The 21,284-nt window shown below is 40.0% G+C and carries 19 protein-coding genes; 7 read left to right on the top strand and 12 right to left on the bottom strand.

The window, feature by feature from the left end:
* Positions 1–10: 10 nt before the first annotated feature.
* The 4 genes from NMS_RS08135 to NMS_RS08120 are packed head-to-tail and all read right to left on the bottom strand — an operon-like array spanning position 11 to position 5,172.
* Positions 11–1,474, bottom strand: coding sequence for a TolC family protein (locus tag NMS_RS08135; protein ID WP_041496256.1), 1,464 nt, complete (start codon positions 1,472–1,474; stop codon positions 11–13).
* On the bottom strand, positions 1,458–2,816 hold the full coding sequence (locus NMS_RS08130; protein ID WP_041496255.1) for an HlyD family secretion protein: 1,359 nt from the start codon (positions 2,814–2,816) through the stop codon (positions 1,458–1,460). The genes NMS_RS08135 and NMS_RS08130 overlap by 17 nt, the downstream gene beginning before the upstream one ends.
* Positions 2,817–2,818: 2 nt before the next feature.
* A complete protein-coding gene (locus NMS_RS08125) occupies positions 2,819–4,498 on the bottom strand; it encodes a peptidase domain-containing ABC transporter (protein ID WP_041496254.1) in 1,680 nt (559 codons plus the stop codon).
* A complete protein-coding gene (locus NMS_RS08120; protein ID WP_041496253.1) occupies positions 4,495–5,172 on the bottom strand; it encodes a TetR/AcrR family transcriptional regulator in 678 nt (225 codons plus the stop codon). The genes NMS_RS08125 and NMS_RS08120 overlap by 4 nt, the downstream gene beginning before the upstream one ends.
* Before the next feature lie 148 nt (positions 5,173–5,320).
* Here NMS_RS08120 and NMS_RS08115 point away from each other — a divergent pair, with 148 nt between their 5' ends.
* On the top strand, positions 5,321–5,995 hold the full coding sequence (locus NMS_RS08115) for a M24 family metallopeptidase (RefSeq protein ID WP_041496252.1): 675 nt from the start codon (positions 5,321–5,323) through the stop codon (positions 5,993–5,995).
* Between the two features lie 58 nt (positions 5,996–6,053).
* Here the strand turns inward: NMS_RS08115 and NMS_RS08110 are convergent, their stop codons facing one another.
* From NMS_RS08110 to NMS_RS08075, 8 genes are all read right to left on the bottom strand, one after another.
* Complete coding sequence (locus NMS_RS08110; RefSeq protein WP_148311354.1) at positions 6,054–6,335, bottom strand: ATP-dependent Clp protease adaptor ClpS; 282 nt, start codon at positions 6,333–6,335, stop codon at positions 6,054–6,056.
* Between the two features lie 54 nt (positions 6,336–6,389).
* Positions 6,390–7,238: a 50S ribosomal protein L11 methyltransferase gene (gene prmA, locus NMS_RS08105; RefSeq protein ID WP_041496251.1), complete on the bottom strand. Its 849-nt coding sequence runs from the start codon at positions 7,236–7,238 to the stop codon at positions 6,390–6,392.
* The gene (gene tpiA, locus NMS_RS08100) at positions 7,239–7,991 is read right to left on the bottom strand and encodes a triose-phosphate isomerase (protein WP_041496250.1); all 753 of its coding nucleotides are present in this window, start codon (positions 7,989–7,991) and stop codon (positions 7,239–7,241) included.
* The gene (locus NMS_RS08095) at positions 7,988–8,584 is read right to left on the bottom strand and encodes a hypothetical protein (RefSeq protein WP_041496249.1); all 597 of its coding nucleotides are present in this window, start codon (positions 8,582–8,584) and stop codon (positions 7,988–7,990) included. The genes tpiA and NMS_RS08095 overlap by 4 nt, the downstream gene beginning before the upstream one ends.
* A gap of 110 nt (positions 8,585–8,694) precedes the next feature.
* Complete coding sequence (locus tag NMS_RS08090) at positions 8,695–9,768, bottom strand: ABC transporter permease (RefSeq protein ID WP_041496248.1); 1,074 nt, start codon at positions 9,766–9,768, stop codon at positions 8,695–8,697.
* Positions 9,765–10,856, bottom strand: a complete 1,092-nt coding sequence (locus NMS_RS08085; protein ID WP_041496247.1) for a BT_3928 family protein — start codon at positions 10,854–10,856, stop codon at positions 9,765–9,767. The genes NMS_RS08090 and NMS_RS08085 overlap by 4 nt, the downstream gene beginning before the upstream one ends.
* 127 nt (positions 10,857–10,983) lie before the next feature.
* Positions 10,984–11,916, bottom strand: a complete 933-nt coding sequence (locus NMS_RS08080; RefSeq protein ID WP_041496246.1) for a peptidylprolyl isomerase — start codon at positions 11,914–11,916, stop codon at positions 10,984–10,986.
* A gap of 119 nt (positions 11,917–12,035) precedes the next feature.
* On the bottom strand, positions 12,036–12,626 hold the full coding sequence (locus NMS_RS08075; protein WP_148311353.1) for a hypothetical protein: 591 nt from the start codon (positions 12,624–12,626) through the stop codon (positions 12,036–12,038).
* Between the two features lie 266 nt (positions 12,627–12,892).
* Between NMS_RS08075 and hemG the strand changes: the two genes are divergently transcribed.
* The 6 genes from hemG (at position 12,893) to NMS_RS08045 (ending at position 21,271) form a co-directional block, all read left to right on the top strand.
* Positions 12,893–14,218 carry a protoporphyrinogen oxidase gene (hemG, locus tag NMS_RS08070; RefSeq protein WP_041496244.1) on the top strand — a complete coding sequence of 442 codons (1,326 nt, stop codon included), beginning with the start codon at positions 12,893–12,895 and terminating at the stop codon, positions 14,216–14,218.
* 132 nt (positions 14,219–14,350) lie between these two features.
* Positions 14,351–15,556, top strand: coding sequence for a DUF4856 domain-containing protein (locus NMS_RS08065; RefSeq protein ID WP_041496243.1), 1,206 nt, complete (start codon positions 14,351–14,353; stop codon positions 15,554–15,556).
* 84 nt (positions 15,557–15,640) lie between these two features.
* On the top strand, positions 15,641–16,744 hold the full coding sequence (locus tag NMS_RS08060; protein ID WP_041496242.1) for an imelysin family protein: 1,104 nt from the start codon (positions 15,641–15,643) through the stop codon (positions 16,742–16,744).
* Positions 16,745–16,798: 54 nt separating this feature from the next.
* Positions 16,799–18,169, top strand: coding sequence for an HTTM domain-containing protein (locus tag NMS_RS08055; RefSeq protein ID WP_148311352.1), 1,371 nt, complete (start codon positions 16,799–16,801; stop codon positions 18,167–18,169).
* Complete coding sequence (locus NMS_RS08050; protein ID WP_041497584.1) at positions 18,150–20,579, top strand: TonB-dependent receptor domain-containing protein; 2,430 nt, start codon at positions 18,150–18,152, stop codon at positions 20,577–20,579. The genes NMS_RS08055 and NMS_RS08050 overlap by 20 nt, the downstream gene beginning before the upstream one ends.
* Positions 20,580–20,686: 107 nt before the next feature.
* Entirely contained in the window at positions 20,687–21,271 is a 585-nt protein-coding gene (locus NMS_RS08045) for a hypothetical protein (RefSeq protein ID WP_041496241.1), read from the top strand.
* The last annotated feature ends 13 nt before the right edge of the window (positions 21,272–21,284 follow it).

The following is a 21,284-nucleotide window of genomic DNA, read 5'->3' as shown; positions in this document are numbered from 1 at the left end:
CCTTACAAGACTAGAAGTTTTCTGGTTGTAAGACTAAGCTTCTAAATAAATCTGCTTTTGCGGTAAATAGCTTGAGTTGCACTTCTAGCTGCTTCAATCGAGCCTCAATGAGTTTTACCTCTCTTGAATTAATAATGAACAAAGAACTGTCGCCCAGTTCAAACCTGCGATTTTCCGCTTGCAGCATTCTCATGGTATTATCAGCAAGAGTGCTGGCGATATCTTGTTGACGTTGATAGCTCTCCAGTTGCGCAAAAATGGAACTTACCTTGTTTTGAAGTATCAAGGATTCTGCTTGCAAACCATAACGGGCATCTTGAATCTTGATTTTTGAAAGGCGCAAGTCTCCTCGCTCTTTTCTTGTAAAAATGGGATAAGCGAATGTTAGTCCTGCTTTATAATTATCTTGGGTTATCGTATTTACTTGATCCCAATCTGGTGTTAGAAAGTTATAGTCTACAGTTATCTTAGGTAATAATTTATTAGCCTTTAATTGTCGATCCACCTCTAGCTGATCTAATTTAAAATTCAATGCTAAAATCTTAGGGTGGTTTTGCATATTGAATTGATCTAGACTCACTCCTAACACCCCTAATACCACATCAATACTACCTTCCAATGTTTCCTGAGGGACAACCGCTTCTTGCAATTCTACTGGAACACCATCCAGCCACAAATAGTTAGACAGTTTAAGCCTACTTTTTACCTCATCTACAAGGGCTTGCTCGAGGCTTAACTGTCGGCTTTGGACGGCTATACCTGCTTCAACTGTATCAATATCAGCCTTATCACCTTCCCGGGCACTGATGATCACGCCTCGCTCTCTGATACGAGCCGCCTCTAGAATTTGCTGGAACACTCGCACCTCGCGAGTTGCTCGCCACCATTCAAAATAGGCCAGAGAGGCCTCATATAATATTTCATTTGCCTGCAAGTCTCGCTGTGCGGCGTTTTGCTTTTCAAACAATCGCGCTTTACGCAAGGTAGCCATGCGCTCATTAATCCAAAGTCCTTGCCCTAAATCCACCTGCACTCCAGCGCTAAAAAGACCATCTTCAGGCACTGTTAAGGATGGATCTAAAAAAGTTCCTTCATTGCGATCTGCTCCTGCTTTAAACTCCACTCCATACCAGGTGGGGATTTTAAACACTCCTGAAAGCTCATCGTAATACTCAGTTCCTTTAAAATCCTTGCGGCGGTAATCTACTTCAATTTTAGGGTCAAATCCACCGCGGGCACGTAAGAGGTTTGCCTGTGATTCTTCGATCAGTAATTCGGCTTGTTTAGCGACGGGATGGTGTCGTTTTACGTACCCTAAAAACTCCTGAAATCCTAGAACTGTACTGTCCAGTTTTACTTGTGATGGGACTTGTTGTAAAGTTTGCTTTCGCGAAAGCGAACTTGCCTCCATACAACCTGCACTTAACAGTAATAGTGCTGTGAGAAGAACAAATAGCTTATTTTTTCTTTGCATCGCTAGCGGTGTTAGGCGTGTAATAATTAGGCGGGAAACCGTTGAGCTTTCTCCAGAGTTCGTACCACACTGGTACGTCATCCAAAAGTGCAATGGTATAAGCACCAGATCCTGGGCGCAAACCGTCTGGCCAGTCATGATCCTGATCTTCATCTGGCGCAAGAAGCACGCGATATTTTCCAGGCACTGTGTCGCTGACGAAGGTCTCGACTGCTACAATCTCTGCTCCATAAGTACCATAACTTGCGTTGGGCCAACCCGAAAATACGATAGCTGGCCATCCATCAAATTGAACCCGCACTTTTTCACCTACATGTAATAATGGTAGGTCTAGTGGCTCTACAAATGTTTCTACAGCGAGCTCATAATTTGTAGGCATGATATTTACTAGCGGTTCTCCTTCCTTGAAGGTTTCACCTATACCTGACTTAATCGCTTTGTTAATCTGTCCATCTTGTGGAGCTGTGATGTAGTACATGCCACTGCGTATGCTGTAATTTGCCCGGTCTGATTCTAATTTACTCACTTGAGCCGCTACGTCTAGCTGTGCCGACTCTGCACTAAAGCGGTCGCTCTGGGTCTTAGCAATCTTTTCGTTGTATTCTTGAATGATGCGGCTTATCTCTATCTGGGCATTGATTACTTCATTGCGACTTTGTAAAAGTTTTTGCTCCAATGAGATTTTTTTGGCTTGAGTTTCCTGAAGTTTTAATCGTTTCTCTTCTACATCAGTCATCGCTTTTAGGCCTTCATTTTCTAGTGTTTGTGTACGATTTAGTTGAGTTTCAGCAATCCTAAGATTAGTTTTAGCCGCTTCTAAATCAATACTGTCACTTATCACTTTTAGATTTGCTTGTTTGATTTTGTTTTGAGCCTGACTTAACTTGAGCTGACGCTCTGCTGATAGGGCACCTGTTTGCTGTCCTAAAGCTTGAATTTTCTGACCATAAGCTACAACGGAATTGCTTTTAGCATCAATCTGATTTCCTGTACGCTCGACTAATAAGGGATCAAAATATTCACTCTTCACCTCACTAATTTGCAAAATAGTGTCCCCACGACGAACTATATCACCCTCGCGTACAAACCAATTTTCCAGCTTGCCGGGAATAGGAGATTGTATGGTTTGAGGGCGTTGTGCTGGTGTAAGTGTAGTTACAAACCCATTGCCTGTGACTGTTTGTGTCCAAGGCATAAATAGTATGATGATTAACACTAGTGCAAACCCTAATAAGAATCTATTAAAATATTGAAAGTGCGTTTTATTCAATATTTTTTTACCAGATGTATAATTGTCCAAATCCAGTCTATTTTCCAGTTTTACTTTAGAAATATTAAGCATGCTTATATGGATTTATCAGTTATGATGCGGCCATTGTCTAGAGTGACTACTCTACCACAGCGGTCCAACCATTTTATGTTTTGGCTTACGACTATTAACGACCAGCCATTTGCTGGATCAGTTAAGAACTTCATGATACGGTCGCTTTCTTCTGGTTCAAATTGATCTAATGGATTTTTAAGTATTAGCATTTTTGGGTTACGAATGATACTGCGCGCTAAAACTATTTTCCTACCTACTGTATAGCTAATTTGTTTCCCTTCAGGGTAGATCATGGTTTCCAGACCTTGAGGCAACTGTTTTAAATAAACCAAAAGCCCAACTTTTTCTAACGCCCAATAGATGCGATCATCTGTGATGTTCTTATCGCCAAAAGTGATGTTATTTCTAAGAGATCCCTCAAATGGAGTTTCTTCAGTCAAGGATTGCCCTATGTTAGATCTATAATAATTGAGGTTAACACCGCGTAAGTCTGTATCATTAAGATAAACGTTACCTGAGGTAGGCTCGTTGATTCCTGCAATTAATCGCAGTAAGCTAGATTTTCCACTACCATTAGGCCCATTAAGCAAAATGGTACAATGCTCGCTAATTTTCAAAGAAATGTCTTTTAAAATAGGCGAGGTTCTGTTAGGCACAGTGTAGCTCACATTTTCCAATTCAACTCTAAAGTTCTCGTCGTCTTTAAAAGGTTTGGCACCAGTAGACAGTTCTAATTCTTTGTCTACCACTTCACCTAATTTTTCCAAAGAAGTCAGCATATCATAAAAGGATTCTAGTCCCGAAATGATTTTTTCTACAGCTGCTATAATGATGATGATAATTAATTCCGCCGCTACAAACTGACCTAAGTTCATTTCTTGATTTAATACTAGGAATCCACCAATAATCAACAATCCTGCTGTCACTAAAACCTTGAAACCTATCATTTGAATGGCTTGTAGTATCAGCACCTTGAAATGCTTTTCTCGATGTGTCAAATAGTCTGCCGTCAATTCATCATTGCGATCTACGGCATGTGTAGTGCTACCTGACAATTTAAAACTGATAACTGACCTAGCGATTTCTTGTATCCAGTGAGCCACTTTATATTTACTTTTTGACTCTTTCATACTTGACTTTAATCCACGCTCAGCAGTAAACTTGAATAGAATGAATCCAAGGACGAGCAATAGAAGTCCGTATGCTATAAAGAATGGATGATAAAATGAAAGCAACAATAATCCGAAAATGATTTGCAATAAAGCCGTTGGGAAATCAACCAGCAACTTAGATAGACTTTTCTGTATGGTAAGAGTGTCAAAGAAACGGTTGGCTAATTCAGGCGGATAGTAGTTGCGCAACTCACTCATCTTAATCTTAGGAAAACGATACGCAAATTCAAAAGACGATCGCGTGAATATCTTTTGTTGAATGTTCTCGGTTATACGTATTTGCATTATTTGTAAAACCCCACCAAAAGCTACCCCTAAGGTTACTAATACAACCAATAAAATCCACGAGGTAGATATTTGTGCCCCTTGTACTAAGTTGATGATCGCCTGAATACCTAGCGGTAAAGACAAACCTACTAGTCCAGCAAAAATGGCATAATAAAATATTTGATACACGTCACGCTTATCCAACTGCAACATGCGAGTCAAACGCTGCCATGCAGTAAGAATTTGTTTTTTGTCACTCATGATTCTTGGGTTATCAAGTGTATTAGATTAAGGAAGTAATCTGTTGGAGACACTTCTTGATTACAATCTGTCAATACTGTAAAATGTCTTTTTAAAAAATGTTGATGAAGGGAACCTTCTACAATAGTACTACTCAAAGAGGCTGCAAAGGCATATTCCGGACTAACCGCTGCAATCATATCGCGTAATCTTAAAACCAACCTTTTATAAATGGCAAAATATCCGTCTTTGTTTTCTTGATCCACTTCTTTAGTCAAATAGGATTTTGAATACTCTTCCACCACAATCTTACTCAGGGTCACCTCATCAATATGCTCAAAATTCATATCCTCAACAACTTCTTGTGTGAGAATTTGAACTGCGGTAGTCAATTTTTTTTGATCGTCTGTCACAGCAATTGTTTTCAGAATAAGTTGGTATTCCATCCAGCCCCAATACCAAGAAGTTAGATAAAGTAATAACTTATGCTTACTTTCAAAATAGCGGTAGATGGAACTCTCGTTAGAACCAATTTCTTTTCCTAATTTTCGGAAAGTAAATTGTTCAAAGCCCATTTCATGAATCATTTGAATACTGGCCTTAATGATGCGCTTTCCTAAATCAGAAGACTCTGGGTTTTTGAGGAAAATTTTATCATTAATCTCCACTGTCAAATTTTTGAGTAGCGTTTGCATATTATTTTTTGTCGCCTCAAATATAATAGCATTACTATTAAACATTAATATTATTAGTTTTATTTAACGTATCGTCTATTTTTCAAAGGTTCGAGGATCATGGTCAAAATGGCTGTGCGATAAAGGATTTAGAGTTTATTTTTACCGTATGAGTAATAGCATAGAACAACTTATAGCGGCTGAAGAAAAAGCTGCAGGACTATTTAAAGAGATCGAATCGAGAAATATCATTCGCGCTGGAGTCACTGAGAAAGAAATCAATGAGGCCGTTTTCAAATTGGCTGATGAGCTTTACGGCATCAAAAAATACTGGCACAAACGCATCGTTCGAGCGGGTGAAAATACATTGCACCCGTACGATGAGAATCCACCTAACTTGACCGTTCAAGAAGACGATATTGTGTTCTTAGATTTTGGTCCTATCCTGGAAGAATGGGAAGCAGACTATGGCCGTACGTATGTGGTTGGGAACGATGCTTACAAATTAAAATTAGCGGCCGATAGTGAACGTTTATGGTTTATCGCTCAAGAACTCGTTCAAAAAAACCCTGCTATCACTGGTGCAGAATTATACCGTTATTGTGTGAGTCTAGCACAAGATGCAGGATGGGAATTTGGTGGACCTATTGCTGGGCATCTAATAGGTCATTTCCCTCATGAACAACTAGATGGTGAAGAAAAAACCAACTACATTCATCCTGAGAATCACGTCTCTATGAATAAATTAAATTCTCAAGGACAGCAAAGACACTGGATTATTGAGATCCACCTGGTTGATCGACATTTGAAAATTGGCTCTTTCTTTGAGCAGATTGCGATTTAAAATAAAATAAGCCCGATCGAATGATTTCGATCGGGCTTATTCTTTTTATCATTTGCATCTACTGAATCTCTGCTGTTAATCCAGCTTCCAAAAGTTTAGAACATCGTGGTTCTAAATCATCGTATTCACCCGTTTTCACGTTGCACTTTCCTTTATAATGAACAATCAAACTACATTGTTCTGCCTGTATAGGTGTGTGGTCACAAGCCTCTACTAGCATGTCAATCACGTGGTCAAATGTGTTGACCTCATCATTAAATAAGACTATTCTATTCTCTTGCTTTTCAGCCACTTCCACATCCAGTTCTGGAAGTTCTTGTATCTGTGTGCTCAATTTCATAATACTGCAAAATTAAATAAAGATACGGGTTTGAAAAACTGGTTTAACGCAATTTTACTTTTTTAAAAACACTGGAGCTACCCAGTCAGCCTTTTTCTTATGACTCACGTACTCCATTCCTGCGGCAACACAGGCCGCTTTTATAGCGTCTAAATCTACCTCATAAAAACCACTGAGCAACAATCTACCTCCTGATGAAAGGCATTGGGCATAAGTTGGTATGTCTGCCAGTAAGATGTTACGGTTGATATTTGCGATGATCGTATCGTAATATTTATCTACCAACTGCTCTGCGCCTCCTAGAATTACGGTCACTTGATCGACTTTGTTACGCTCCACGTTTTCTAATGCATTCTCATAACACCAGGTATCAATATCAATGGCATCCACAGTGCTTGCTCCTCGCATTTGAGCGAGAATGGCCAATACGCCAGTGCCACTACCCATATCCAAGACTTTTTGACCTTGCACATTCAGTTCTAATAAATGCTCCAGCATCATGTGCGTGGTCTGGTGGTGTCCCGTACCGAAACTCATCTTTGGCTCTATAACGATGTCAAACTCTGTATCATGACTGGGATGAAAAGGCGCGCGCACCTCGCATCGATCTTGCACTACTATAGGTTCAAAGTTACTTTCCCACTCGTGGTTCCAGTTGGTGGCTGGGATATCCGCTTTCGCGAAAGCGATCTCTACTAAATCATTTTGCAAGAGTTCAAGATCTTTCAAAAGGTCCTCGTGATCTATATCTTTTTGGACGTAAGCCAAAAGACCTTCGTCCGTTTCCATGAAGCTTTCAAAACCTAGAGCACCTAAATCTGATGCTAAAATATCATTCCAAGGCTCTGTAGGTTCTACGGTGAATGTGTATTCCACGTATAATTGATCAGTCACTTTTGACATCTAGAATGATTTAGCTATGGCAATAAAAGAACTCGCATCTAGGGATGCGCCACCTACTAGACCTCCATCCACATCTGGTTTTGCAAAAATCTCAGCAGCATTTTCTGGCTTCACGCTACCACCATAAAGTATACTCACTTTGTCTGCTGTTTTATCGCCATACTTGTCTGCAACAAATTTTCTAATATGTGCATGCATTTCTTGCGCTTGCTCTGGACTGGCGGTTTCACCAGTACCTATTGCCCAGACAGGCTCGTAAGCCAATATAATTTGTTTCCATTCCTTATCATCTAGTTGGAACAGTCCTTCTTCAATTTGTTGAGTAACGGTAACAAAATGATTTCCTGCTTTACGCTCTTCTAAATGCTCACCACAACAAAAAATGACCTTCATGCCTTTGTCGACAGCCGTTTTGGTTTTATCAGCTAATTCCTGATCTGTTTCTTTAAAGATATCTCTACGTTCAGAATGTCCTAAAATTACGGTCTGTACGCCGACACTTTGTAACATATCGATAGAAACTTCTCCTGTATACGCACCACTATGGTGTGCTGAGGCATTTTGTGCCACTACTTCTATAGGAGTGTCTAAAGAGGCATTAAAGGCAGCGTATAAAAAGGGGTGCGATGGCGCTATCATCAACTCACATTTGAGCTCACCAGATAATTCTTTTTTAATTTTTGCAATCAAATCCTGCGTCATGGGTAGATCACAATTCATTTTCCAGTTACCGGCAACGATGTTAGTTCTCATATTTTTAATTTTTGAATTACTATTGCTGGCAGTAAACCTTCCAGCTTGCTTCTCAATTGGGCTTCTATAACAATAAATTTCCAACTGTCAGCTGCACTTGACTTCATAGCGACAGCTTTTTTATTACTACTTACTACAAAAACTTCTTGCTTTTGATCAAAGCTGACGTTTGACTCTGGCATGGACTCGTTCAACATTTGAACAATAAATTTAGTAGTTGAATTGCGGGATTGTTCATCATCAGTCGCATCAAAAAGGTTTAGATATTTGATGTCAAATTTTTGATTGAATTGAATAGGAACATAGGTAATACCATCTAAAGTTGATTTATCGCTGTACCCAACTATTTCAATTGCCTTAATTTTCACATCAGTCTCATCACTTTCAAAGGTGTTTTTCATTTCTTGTACCAGCTGTTCTTTACCCACTTTTTCAAATAAGGCGTCTGGCATGTAGGAAGTAGCTTGAGTGTATTGCTTGCTTTTTAAGGCGCTAGCATACTTTTGAAAATCTATTTTGATTTGTTCGTTTTCGCCTTGAGCGATACAAAAAGTAGTAAAAGTTAGGGATAAAATAAGTACTAGGTATTTCATGGTCTTAGGTTCTTAGGGAACTCTGGGATCCTTAATAATTTAAGCCACAAAGATATTGATAAAATCATTGGCGGATTTTTAGGCCGAGTGTCGATAAAATAAAGGAATGGTCAGTCTAATTTTACTCTAGGATCTAAGGCAACATACATCAGATCCACTAAAATATTGATTACAATAAACAAGGTTGCAATCACTAAAACGGCACCTGTAATTACTGGCAAATCAAGAGTGTTCAATGCTTCCACAATCTCTTTACCCAGTCCGTTCCAGTTGAAGATGTATTCTACAAACACGGCTCCGGCCAGCATGCTGGCAAACCAACCACTTACCGCTGTGATCACTGGATTCAAAGCATTTTTAAAAGCGTGACGCATGATCACCTGGTATTGTGTCAATCCTTTGGCATAAGCAGTCACGATGTATTGCTGACCCATTACTTCTAGCAAACTATTACGCATTAACTGGCTAATGACTGCTAGCGGACGAATACCTAGCACTATTGCTGGCAATATAAGATTGCGCCATTGGACCACTACTTGCTCGCCATAATCATCCAATTCATAAAGGCTGCCGCTCATACGTAAACCTGTATATTCATGCCACAAATAACCAAACAAGTAAGCAAAGATGATCGCACTAAAAAAACTAGGAACACTCATGCCCATAGTGCTTACCAACTGTATGCTGTTATCGATCCAATTATTTTTATTCAATGCAGCAATTACTCCTAAAATCAAACCTATACATAGCGCCACGCAAATGGCGCAAACGGCTAGTAACATAGTGTTAGGTAGAGTTTCTCCTATCACGGCACTTACCTTTTTACCTGATTTTTGAAAGGACTCTCTCAGATAGGGCCATTTGATTTGTAGTTCAACCTCTTCTACAGAAAATAAGGATACACCAGTGTATTTGCCATTGTCATAAGTGAAATATTCAACTTGTGTGCTATGAAAAGATAAGGGACTTAAATCATTAATAAAATACAAATACTGGGTGCCCAAAGACTGATCAAAACCATATTTACTGCGTAAGGATCTGAGCTGCTGCTCACTTTCATTTTGTCCCATCATCATTTGTGCAGGATCACCTGGTAACAGATAAAACAATAAAAAAACAACAGTGACTACTCCATATAAAGTGAGCAGTGCATAGCCTATTTTCTTTAAGAGATAACTGATCATAAATCCAGATCCTCTAGATCACTCCAGTGCGATTTAGCTGTGATAACGCCGTTTTCCAATAGCATGATCCCAGGATTGGATCGGACAATGGTTTTTAATGCAGTTCCATCAGTAGTATAGAATTCCAAATCGAGTCCATAACTTTTCTTGGCTTGATTGGTAATTTCTGGTGACGAGGAACTTAAGGCAATCACTTTGTAACCCGCAGCTCTTGCTTGATTTATGAAACTAGGCAACTGCAGCATCCCACTGTTTTCTGCATTTCTTAAATTGTAGATGATGATGACAGCAACTTTAGACTCTGCCAATACTTCTTGAGTAACATCAGTATCTCCATCGTTGATTACAAAATCATGTATGGGTGGTTCATAGCCTTTCTCAATGAGTCGGGTTTCTACTTTAGTATAATTAGGTCTGCCTACTGGTGGTAAACCTTGCGTAGTTATGACCTCTTCTTCCCCATTGTTCTCATAGTACCAATCATAGCCATAGACATCAGGTCTATTAGGATCTTCTTGCATGGCCTTGCTGATGTTAGTACCTACTTTGTAGGCTCTGAAATCGAGTATAGGCAAGTGCATCAATACATAATAAGCTATTGCAAAACAGCCTAAGGTGATAACAAGCGTAATTACTGAAGAGTAAAATTTAGAAAACAACGGTTTGATCAACTTTACATTCATGAACAAAATGACAATCATGAGCAGTAAAATAATGTCTTTAATAAAGCTTTGCCATGGCGTCAAGGGTATCGCATCTCCAAAACAACCGCAATCTGTTACTTTATCAAAATATGCAGAATAAAACGTTAAGAACGTAAAGAACAAAATCATTAACAACAGCGCCCACACGGTAAACTTACGGTGAAAACCCAGCAGCAACATAATACCTAAAACCACTTCAAAGACCACTAGAAAGATGGCTAAGGGAAGCGCAAAAGGTTGTAAAAATTCCAGGCCTAGCACCGCAGCACTAAAATATTCATCGAGTTTATAGGAAAACCCTAAAGGGTCGTTCAGCTTTACCATACCGCTGAATATGAACAAGAGACCTACAAATCCACGGCAAAAATTGACTAGTAACTTCATATTTTTAAAACTTGCGTTAAATATAACAACCTCGATAGAACTAATGCCCTATTAGAACTATTGGTCGTAAAAGAAAATCCCCAAATGACGAATTCATTTGGGGATTTGAAATATATAGTGGAGCAACTTATTTGACTGCCACTAATTCTACATCAAATACAAGTGTCGCATTTGGAGGAATTACGCCACCTGCACCAGCACTGCCGTAAGCTATGTGTGATGGTATTACAAAACGCGCCTTATCACCTACTTGGAGTAATTGAATGCCTTCATCCCACCCTGCGATGACTTGACCAACTCCTAATGTAAAATCAATTGGTTTTTTGCGTTCAAAACTAGAATCAAAAACCTTCCCGTTAGGAAGCATTCCCTTATAGTGAACACTCACCATTTTACCTTTCTCGGCTTTGGCACCGCTCCCTTTATTAATAATTTTGTAGCGCAAACCGCTCTCGGTTTTATCAAAGCCAGCTGCGATCTCATCTAATTCATTTTCTGCTTGCTTTCTAGCTTGCTCTTCACGCGCTTTTCCAGCACCTTCAAATTGACGGAAGCTTTCTACTGCATTGAATTTTTTAGCATCCTCGCCTTCTCTTACTATCTCTAATTTCTCAATAGAATCGCCTTGAGCGATGGCATCTACCACGTCTTGTCCTTCAACCACTTTTCCAAAAACGGTATGCTTGTCATCCAACCATGCTGTTTCAATGTGCGTAATAAAAAACTGTGATCCATTCGTTCCTGGACCCGCATTTGCCATACTCAATACCCCAGGGCCATCGTGACGCAATTCTGGGTGGAATTCATCATCAAATTGATATCCAGGACCACCAGAACCTGTCCCTTGTGGGTCGCCACCTTGTACCATGAAATCTGGAATCACACGGTGGAACTTCAACCCGTCGTAATAAGGCGTTCCTTGCGGTTTTGCATCGTTTTCTAAATTTCCTTCTGCTAATGCTACAAAGTTTCCTACGGTTCCAGGAGTTCTTTTGTAATGTAATTGAACTAAGATCTCTCCTTTACTAGTATGAAATTTTGCGTATATACCTTCTTGCATAATTGTATTTTTTTAAAGTCCGCAAAGTTAATCGTTATAGATTGTCCATCACAATTTCAACAGCGCATAAAAAAACTCCTTGTTGTGAAACAAGGAGTTTGGTTCAAAGTGCTGCAACTTTATTTAGACTTTTTACCTCTTTTGAAGTAAACGCCTTCATCCCAATCGCGGTCGTTTTGAGCATAACCGTGAACATCAACATGTCCAAAATTGTGACTGCTACAATCATGTCTGTAGCCTAGGTCTGCATAGATATTAACGTGACCTCTAGCAGCTATCAGTTTGCCGTTCCTGTTGTAACGTACGTCCAGTCCACCCACACGATCTAGAATACCGCGATGGTAATCGACATCCAGTGCTCCTAATCGGGCAACTTGACCGTTGCGGTTGTAAAACACACGAGTTCCGTTGATGAAAGTCACCTGCCCGTAACGGTTGTACTGTAGATTTTGACGGGCATAACTACCTCTACGGTTATCTGTAGCCCGTCTAGAATAATGCGCGTTAGTAACATAACGAGGGACTTCAAACTCTAGATGTCCATCAGGGTATATCGCATAATCTACATTTTCATAGGTAAACAAAACTGGTTGTACCTTTTGGTAACGTTTAGAGTACCCTTTGATCGGACCATCATTAGTTCTCTCGATGGCTTGTGCAGTTGTCATCATCAAGAGACCTGCTGCAACAAAAAGTATAATTTTTTTCATGACTTAGGTATTTAGGGTGTTGCCTACTCTATAAGCTTTTCGGCGGCCGCTGTTAAGGTATTTTCAACGATCGTGCCAGTTAACGAAAACGTTTTCGTAACTCCATTTGTTTACCTCATTATTAAACTGAAAATCAGATGGGTACTTCCGCTTTCGCGAAAGCGAAAAAAGTTCCACCACCTAAATAAAATTCAAAATTGTTAGCTCGCGAAATGATGAGTGACAAAATACTAGCCTATGGTAAAGCCCTGTAGTACCTTTGTCTCATGCAGTTAAAGGATTCATACGATTATGTAGTGTTGGGCGCAGGACTTTCTGGTCTCAGTACTGGACATGCATTGCAAAGTCGAGGTCTTGACTTTATAGTTCTAGAAGCTACTCAAAGAGCTGGCGGAGTTATTGAATCTTCCTTTACTGACGGCTTTGTAGTAGAATCTGGTGCGAATTCTATGATCCTCACTCCTACAGTTGCCCAACTGTGCGAGGATTTAGGAATTAGCAATCAAATCATCAACGCGCGGGAAGAAAGTAAGGTGCGTCAGATTCTTTGGGGTGATCAATTACATACACTTAAAGCCTCACCGCTCACGTTATTAACGACGCAGATTCTATCCTTCACAGCAAAACTGCGCATTTTAAAGGAGCCTTTCATAAAGAGCTCCTCTCCTGATGGAGAAACGGTATTAGATTTTTTTACACGACGATTTGGATCTCAAGTAGCCCAGCGACTGGCTGGTGCAATCGTTAGCGGTATCTATGCGGGAGATCCTTCAAAGCTCGAGATGGCATCAGTTTTTCCTCGATTTGTTGCACTAGAGATAGAATATGGAAGCCTATTGAAGGGTTTGAAAAAGTCTCCCGCTGCTCCTAGAAAAATAGTGAGTTTCAAAGATGGCATGGAGACTTTGCCTAGTACGCTTTCGCGAAAGCTTCAAGACCACATTTGTTATGAGTACCAGATCTCGTCTATATATAAAAATGCGGAAAGCTGGATTATTAAAAAAAAGAATGGCGATTTCATTCGGGCTGGCCACATCATTTCTACTCTGCCGTCTTATGCGCTAGAGAGCATTATGAAAACAGCCAGTTTCCCAAAATTAGAGATTACTTATAATCCTATGTGGACCATACAAGTAAAAGTCAACCGATCAGAATTAGAATCGAAAACAATAGGCTTTGGGTTTTTAGCTTCTATGTATGAGAGGAAAGATTTTATCGGCACACTTTATAATGGCAATACATTCACAACAGGCTTGACCGGTAAATATGCGTTGATCACGTTTTTTGTGAGGCCTGATCATTGCGAGCACAAATCCATAACTGATGTTTTGGAACGCTTGTGTATTCCTTATTTGAGAAAATGGACTGGTATAGAAGGGCCTATAGAACTAGTACATAGCAAAAAATGGCCCCACGCCATTCCTCAAAAAGAAGTAGGTCACCGTAAATTGATCGAAAAAATACAATCTTGGGAAACAGAAAATCCTAATTTCTCTACTGCTGGAAATTTCATCTATGGCGTTTCGCTTGGGGATTGCGTCGAGGCCCACCAAAAACTAGTGAGTTCTATCACTTCTAATCAACCCTCATAAGAATTTCTTTTAGACAGTGATCTTAGAATAGAAATTATCAATAGAATTTATTCTCATCTATTTTTATTTATTCTAAATAAACCTATAGTTTTGCAAAGACAATTATTTTAATCAATTCTAAATAAAAATAAAATGAAAATAAGAATTCCTTTGCTCACCACTTCCGTTTTATCTCTGCTGGCTTTTTATAGCTGCGATGATGATAATGATATTGTGGACCCAATAATGGTAGAAGCACCGGCAACTTATTCTTTTACAAGAAACAATTCAAGTACGGTAAATTTTTCTGGCCAAACCACACGTATTGAAATGTCTGAAGCAACAGCACAAGCCTTTCTAAATACATCCTTTACAGAAGCAGAGATTGACGGTAAGTTTGCTCATACACAAGGATCAAATGATTTTGACGATCCTGAGCTTAATCAATCTGATAAAAGTGTTCGCAGTAAAGTGGCTGCAAGTATAGATTTCTTTGGAAGTAACAGCACTGCATCTGCTGCCATTAAATCTGATTTTGACAGCTTCATTTCCAGACAGGTGAATGAAGTATTCCCAGCATGGAACAACACCGCAAGTAAAGGAGTTCCCGGAAACTTGCAGCAAGCAGGTGGTGGTGCCGTTCGTTATATTAATGGTGATGGTCTGGAATACAATCAGGCATTTGCAAAATCATTAATAGGTGGTTTGATGACTGATCAAATGTTGAACAACTACCTAAGCCCTTTAGTACTTGATGAGGCAGATAACCGCCTTGAAAATGACCAAAAGATTCTTGCAGCCGGTAAGAATTATACCACCATGGAGCATAAATGGGATGAGGCCTACGGGTATCTTTACGGCGCTGAAAGCACGCCTGCAACACCAGTTTTAAATCAAGACAGTTTTTTAAATAAATATGTTGCCAGTGTAGAAGCTGATGCTGATTTCACCGGTATTGCTGCAAATATCTATAATGCATTCAAACTGGGACGTGCAGCTATCGTTGCAGGAGATTACGAGCTACGTGATCAGCAGGCTCAAATCATAAGAGAAAATGTCTCCAAAGTGATTGGGGTAAGAGCTGTGTACTATTTACAATCTGGAAAAGCAAAGCTAAGCTCAGATAAAGCAAGTGCATTCCACGGATTATCTGAAGGTTACGGCTTTATCTACAGTCTGCAATTCACCAGAGAACCTAATACGAATCAGCCTTACTTTTCAAGAAACGAAGTACAATCCATGCTGGATCAATTGACTGCAGGTGATGGTTTCTGGGATGTGAGCCCTGCTACATTGGACCAACTTTCTGATCAGATATCGGCTAGATTTAGTTTTACAACTGCCCAAGCAGCAAACTAAACTCCATACAGTTAAGAAAGTTGATTTACTTCGACTTCCTCAAGGTAAAAAACAATTGCAGCTTTAATTTAATCAAATACTTTTATGAGAAAGATCGCATTTTTAGCCTTTATCGCCATCACGCTTGCTTCTTGCAGCAGTGATAACGATACAGATACCGGAAACGATCAAGCCAACTTTGACCGTAAGGCCATGATGGTCAACCTTGCGGATAATATCATAATTCCCGCAATGACAGATCTGGAAGGCAAGCTTGTCCAATTAACAGCAGCACGTGCGGCCTTTACTGGCAATCCAAATCAGTCAAACCTGGACGCAATGAGGGCTTCCTGGCTGGAGGCTTATAAAATCTGGCAGTATGTGGAAATGTTCAATATTGGAAAGGCAGAGGAAATTCAATATGCCTTTCAAATGAATATATTTCCTACTAATGTTTCGGATATTGAGGCTAACATTTCCAATGGCGGCTATGACCTGGGTAGTGTAAATAACCAGGATGCCGTAGGTTTTCCAGCAGTGGAGTATATGATTTATGGTCTGGCTACTAATGATTCAGACATTATTGCTGAATATACGACAGCTGCTAATGCAGCCGGCAATATTAAGTATCTAGAAGACCTTACTGATCAAATGAAGAGTCTAACCACAGTCGTGCTGACTGATTGGAACAACGCCTTTAGAGCCAACTTTATAGAAAGCACAGGAAACTCTGCTACCAGCGCTATTAACATGCTGGTTAATGACTTCATATTTTATTACGAAAAAGGCCTTCGTGCAAATAAAATAGGAATACCGGCAGGTGTTTTTTCCAACAATCCGTTGCCTGATCGTGTGGAAGGACTCTACAGCGAGGTTTATTCAAAAGAACTGGCAATGGAAAGTTTAAAGGCAGTCCAGGATTTTTTCAACGGGAAAGCCTACGGAAGTACAGCTACTGGTTTAAGTTATTCTGATTATGTAGATGCTTCCACCACTGTATCACTTTCTACCATGATCAATGACCAGTTTGGTGCAGCGAGCACAAAGATGGAAACGCTTAATAATGATTTGTCTCAACAGGTCATTAATGACAATAGTCAGATGACCATGACCTATGATGAATTGCAACGCGCTGTTATCTTCATGAAAGTGGACATGCTGCAAATACTCAATATATCTGTGGACTATGTGGATGCAGATGGGGATTAACCATTTATATTAGCCTTTGAAAGTCGCCAGTCCTGCTGGCGATTTTTTTATCTTATGATTTCTCTGAATAATTATCTAAATAAAACAGTCTCCAGCGCACCTCTTGCGGTCTTCCGTATAGGGTTTGGGATCATGATGTTTTTAGGAATTGTCAGATTCTGGTCCTACGGCTGGATTGAGAAACTTTATATCGAGCCACAATTCCATTTTACTTATTATGGCTTTGAATGGGTGCGTCCACTGGGAGATTATACCTATCTGCTATTTGCGATTTGTGGGCTATCTGCACTGATGGTAGCTATTGGCTATAAGTACAGGATTGCGATCATCCTGTTTTTCCTGTCCTTTACTTATATAGAGTTGATGGATAAGACTACCTACCTCAACCATTACTATTTTGTAAGTGTACTTAGTTTTCTAATGATCTTTTTACCTGCCAATAGGTTTTATGCGGTGGATTGTTACGCTTTCGCGAAAGCGTATAAATACATACCGCGCTGGACCATAGACAGCATCAAATTACTGATTTGCATCGTTTATTTCTATGCCGGACTGGCCAAAATAAATACCGACTGGCTGTTGCGCGCCATGCCGTTAAAGATGTGGTTGCCTTCAAAATATGACCTACCCGTTTTCGGAAGTCTGATGCAGGAAGCTTGGATTCCTTATGCGATGAGCTGGTCTGGGATGCTGTATGACCTGTCCATTCCCTTCTTGCTGATTTTCAGAAAAACCAGATGGTTGGGCTTCCTGCTGGTAGTGGTATTTCACGTACTTACCCGGATTTTGTTTCCCATAGGTATTTTCCCGTGGGTCATGATCGTAAGCTGTCTGATCTTTTTTGAGCCGGCTTTGCATAAGAAGATCATCAGAATTCTTAAAAAACTTTTGTCACCTATAGCCAGCTGGTATGGCAGGAAGAGAAAAATACACCTTGTAAATGTTTATCGCACCAGGCGCGCCAGACCTTTATATGTCTTTTTGGCCTTATTCCTGAGCGTACAAATATTACTACCCTGGAGATATCTCCTGTATCCCGGTGAACTTTTCTGGACTGAGGAAGGCTTCAGGTTTTCATGGCGGGTGATGCTCATGGAAAAAATGGGATATGCCCAATACCGAATTGTAAACGGCCAGACAGGAGAAAGTTTTCTAGTTGATAATTCTGATTTTCTAACGTCATTTCAAGAAAAGCAAATGAGTTTTCAGCCGGATTTTATATTACAATATGCCCATTTTCTGGGCGATCATTTCAAAGCGCAAGGTCACGAGAATATTGAGGTTTATGTAGATTCCTATGTAGCACTCAATGGCAGGCTGAGTCAACCTTATATCAATAAAAACGTTGACCTTTATAAAATTAAAGAATCATTCCAGCATAAAGACTGGATTTTACCATTCAATGATGAGATCAAAGGATTATAGAATTTTTCTATTAGCCAGTTTATTGGGGTTTGTCGCATTTGCACAAACTCAAATAAAAGGTAAAATAACTGAAGCTGCCTCGGGACTACCCGTTATCCAGGCCAGCATCTATGAAAAAGACCGTGCATTACTTTCCACAACAGATGTACAGGGTAATTATTCGTTCACTACAAACAAGAATGAAATAAGCCTTGTGATTTATGCGCCCAACTATGAGGTCATTGAACTAACCGTGAACATTACTGGTGCGACTCAACTGGATTTCCAGCTCGCACCACTTACAGAAACACTTAACGCCGTGCAGATTAATGCCCGTAAGGAACAAATCTTTAAGCTAAAAAGATTGAAGGATGTAGAAGGAACAGCCATCTATGCCGGTAAAAAAACTGAGGTCGTCCTCCTAGAAAATTCTACCGCAAACTTAGCTACTAACAATGCAAGACAGATCTACAATCAGGTAGCTGGACTCAATATTTTTCAGAATGACGATGCTGGATTGCAACTTAATATAGGGGGACGCGGACTGGACCCCAACCGAACCGCAAATTTCAACACACGACAAAATGGATACGACATCAGCGCTGATGTGCTAGGTTATCCTGAAAGCTACTACTCGCCTGCCGCTGAAGGTTTGAAGGAAATCCAAATCATACGTGGTGCGGCCTCTCTTCAATACGGGACGCAGTTTGGCGGGTTGATCAATTTTGTTATGAAGGAACCAGTGAAGGACAAACCTTTGGAAATTCTTACTCGCAATACCTTAGGCAGCAACAACCTGTATACCAACTTTACCAGTGCCAGCGGTACTGCAGGCAAATGGAGTTATTATACCTTCTTTAACTATAAAAAAGGAGATGGCTTTAGACCTAATTCCCAGTTTGAGAGCAAGAATGTATACTCCCATATAGGGTATACCTTTAATGAAAAGACTAAAATAACTGGAGAGCTCACCTATTTGAGATACCTAGCTCAACAAGCGGGTGGCTTGACAGATGTTCAGTTCAACAACGACCCTTTCCAGAGCAATAGGGAGCGCAACTGGTTCAAAGTAGATTGGTTGCTTTACAATCTAAGGTTGGATCACAAATTTTCTGAGAATACCAACTTCTCTTTTAGTGCATTTGGACTGGATGCCTCCAGGAAATCAGTTGGCTTTAGATCTAATAGAGTAAGCCAGGTTGATCCAGGCGGTCCTAGGGACCTGATTGTGGGAGATTTTAATAATTATGGATTTGAGACGCGATTGGTTTCTGAATATACTATTGCAGATCGTGATGCTACATTCCTGATAGGGTCCAAGTATTACCGAGCGAGAAATTACAGCCGACAAGGGCCTGGGTCTGACGGGAGTGGTCCAGATTTTGAATTTCGCAATGATGAGTTTCCTAATTTCCCAACACAAAATGAATTTGATTACCCCAACCGCAATCTGTCTTTTTTTGGAGAAAATATTCTTTATCTAAATGAAAAGCTAAGCGTTACTCCAGGTGTAAGATTCGAATACATAAAAACAGAAAGTGATGGATATTTTCAACGCATCAACACAGATGCTGCAGGAAATGTTATCCTCAACCAGCGTATTGAAGAAGAAACCGTGAATGAACGCTCCTTTGTATTATTGGGTCTAGGCTCAAGTTACAAGCCTTCCAATAGCCTAGAGTTTTACGGTAATATTTCTCAGAATTACCGGTCTGTGACCTTCAACGACATCAGTACTGTGAATCCAGCTTTTCAGATTGATCCTAATATCACAGACGAGAGGGGTTTTACTACAGATCTGGGAGCACGTGGTAATTACCAGGACTACTTTTCCTATGACGTTAATGTTTTTGGGCTATCCTATGAAGATCGCATTGGTTTCATTATACAGGAAAGTCCTGATGGAAATATCAAAGTCTTAAGAACTAATGTAGGTGATGCTTTTCTCTACGGTCTTGAATCACTGGTAGATTTTAATCTTAGAAAGGTTTTACTCAACAACAACAAGGATTACAATTTCAATTTTTTTGTCAATACGTCCTATATACGCTCTGAATATACAAGGTCTGATGAGAATGGCGTGGAAGGAAAAGAAGTAGAATTTGTCCCTGAACTCAATTTTAAAACAGGAATCACAGCCGGCTACAAGAATTTTCTGGCTAGTCTACAGTACAGCTATTTGTCACGCCAGTTCACAGATGCCACTAATTCTACCGAAGCTAACCAAAGCGGTGTGATAGGTGCCATTCCCAGCTATGATATTTTAGACTTTTCCGCTTCCTACAAGTACAAAAACTACAAACTGGAAGCAGGAATCAACAATGTTTTGAATAACAGTTACTTCACTAGACGCGCCACGGGTTATCCAGGACCTGGAATTATCCCCTCACAGGACCGTAATTATTATGTAACTCTAGAGATTAGAATTTGATAGGAAGTTCGCTTTCGCGAAAGCGAAAAACCATCTGTAAACTCTATTATACTGATTTAACGCATTATTCACGACAGAAAATCTAGTAACAAGTATCTTTCCAGTCCATGAAGTACCCTAAATTAATCGTTCCCGAAAACATTAGAGCCGAGGCGGAGTTAGCCATGTCGTTTTACCCAGAATTGGCCGATACCGAGGTTGAATTCAAGTACAACGATATGGTGCGCAAGAACTTTATGCAAGCGCAACCTAAGTGGAAAAGCCTATTCAGTTCTAGAAAAAACCGGGCCTATATCATTCTGATTAGCAAAGAGTTTAAAGTGGAGAATGAGGTTTTTACCATAGATGAAATACCAGATGATGTGCTCACAGGATGGTTGGGACATGAATTAGGTCACGTGATGGATTACCGCAGACGTTCTAGCTTAGGTATGATTTTTTTCGGGATCAAGTACTTATACTCACCTACTCATATAAAGGAGGTGGAGCGCGCGGCAGACGACTATGCTGTGAAACACGGTATGGGCGATTATATTTTAAAGACTAAAGAATTCATTCTTAACCACACCAGTTTATCAGACGCCTATAAAAATCACATGCGCAAATTTTACTTGTCGCCTGAGGAAATATCAGAGTTGATCAACCGCTATGCAGAAACTGGCAAGAAACCCAGTCTGGAAGAATTGAGCTGATGCTGGTTCGCTT

It is taken from the genome of Nonlabens marinus S1-08 (assembly GCF_000831385.1).
Taxonomy (GTDB): Bacteria; Bacteroidota; Bacteroidia; order Flavobacteriales; family Flavobacteriaceae; genus Nonlabens; species Nonlabens marinus.
The sequence above is the reverse complement of the archived record's forward strand: the minus strand, read 5'-3'. Positions and strand labels throughout refer to the sequence as shown.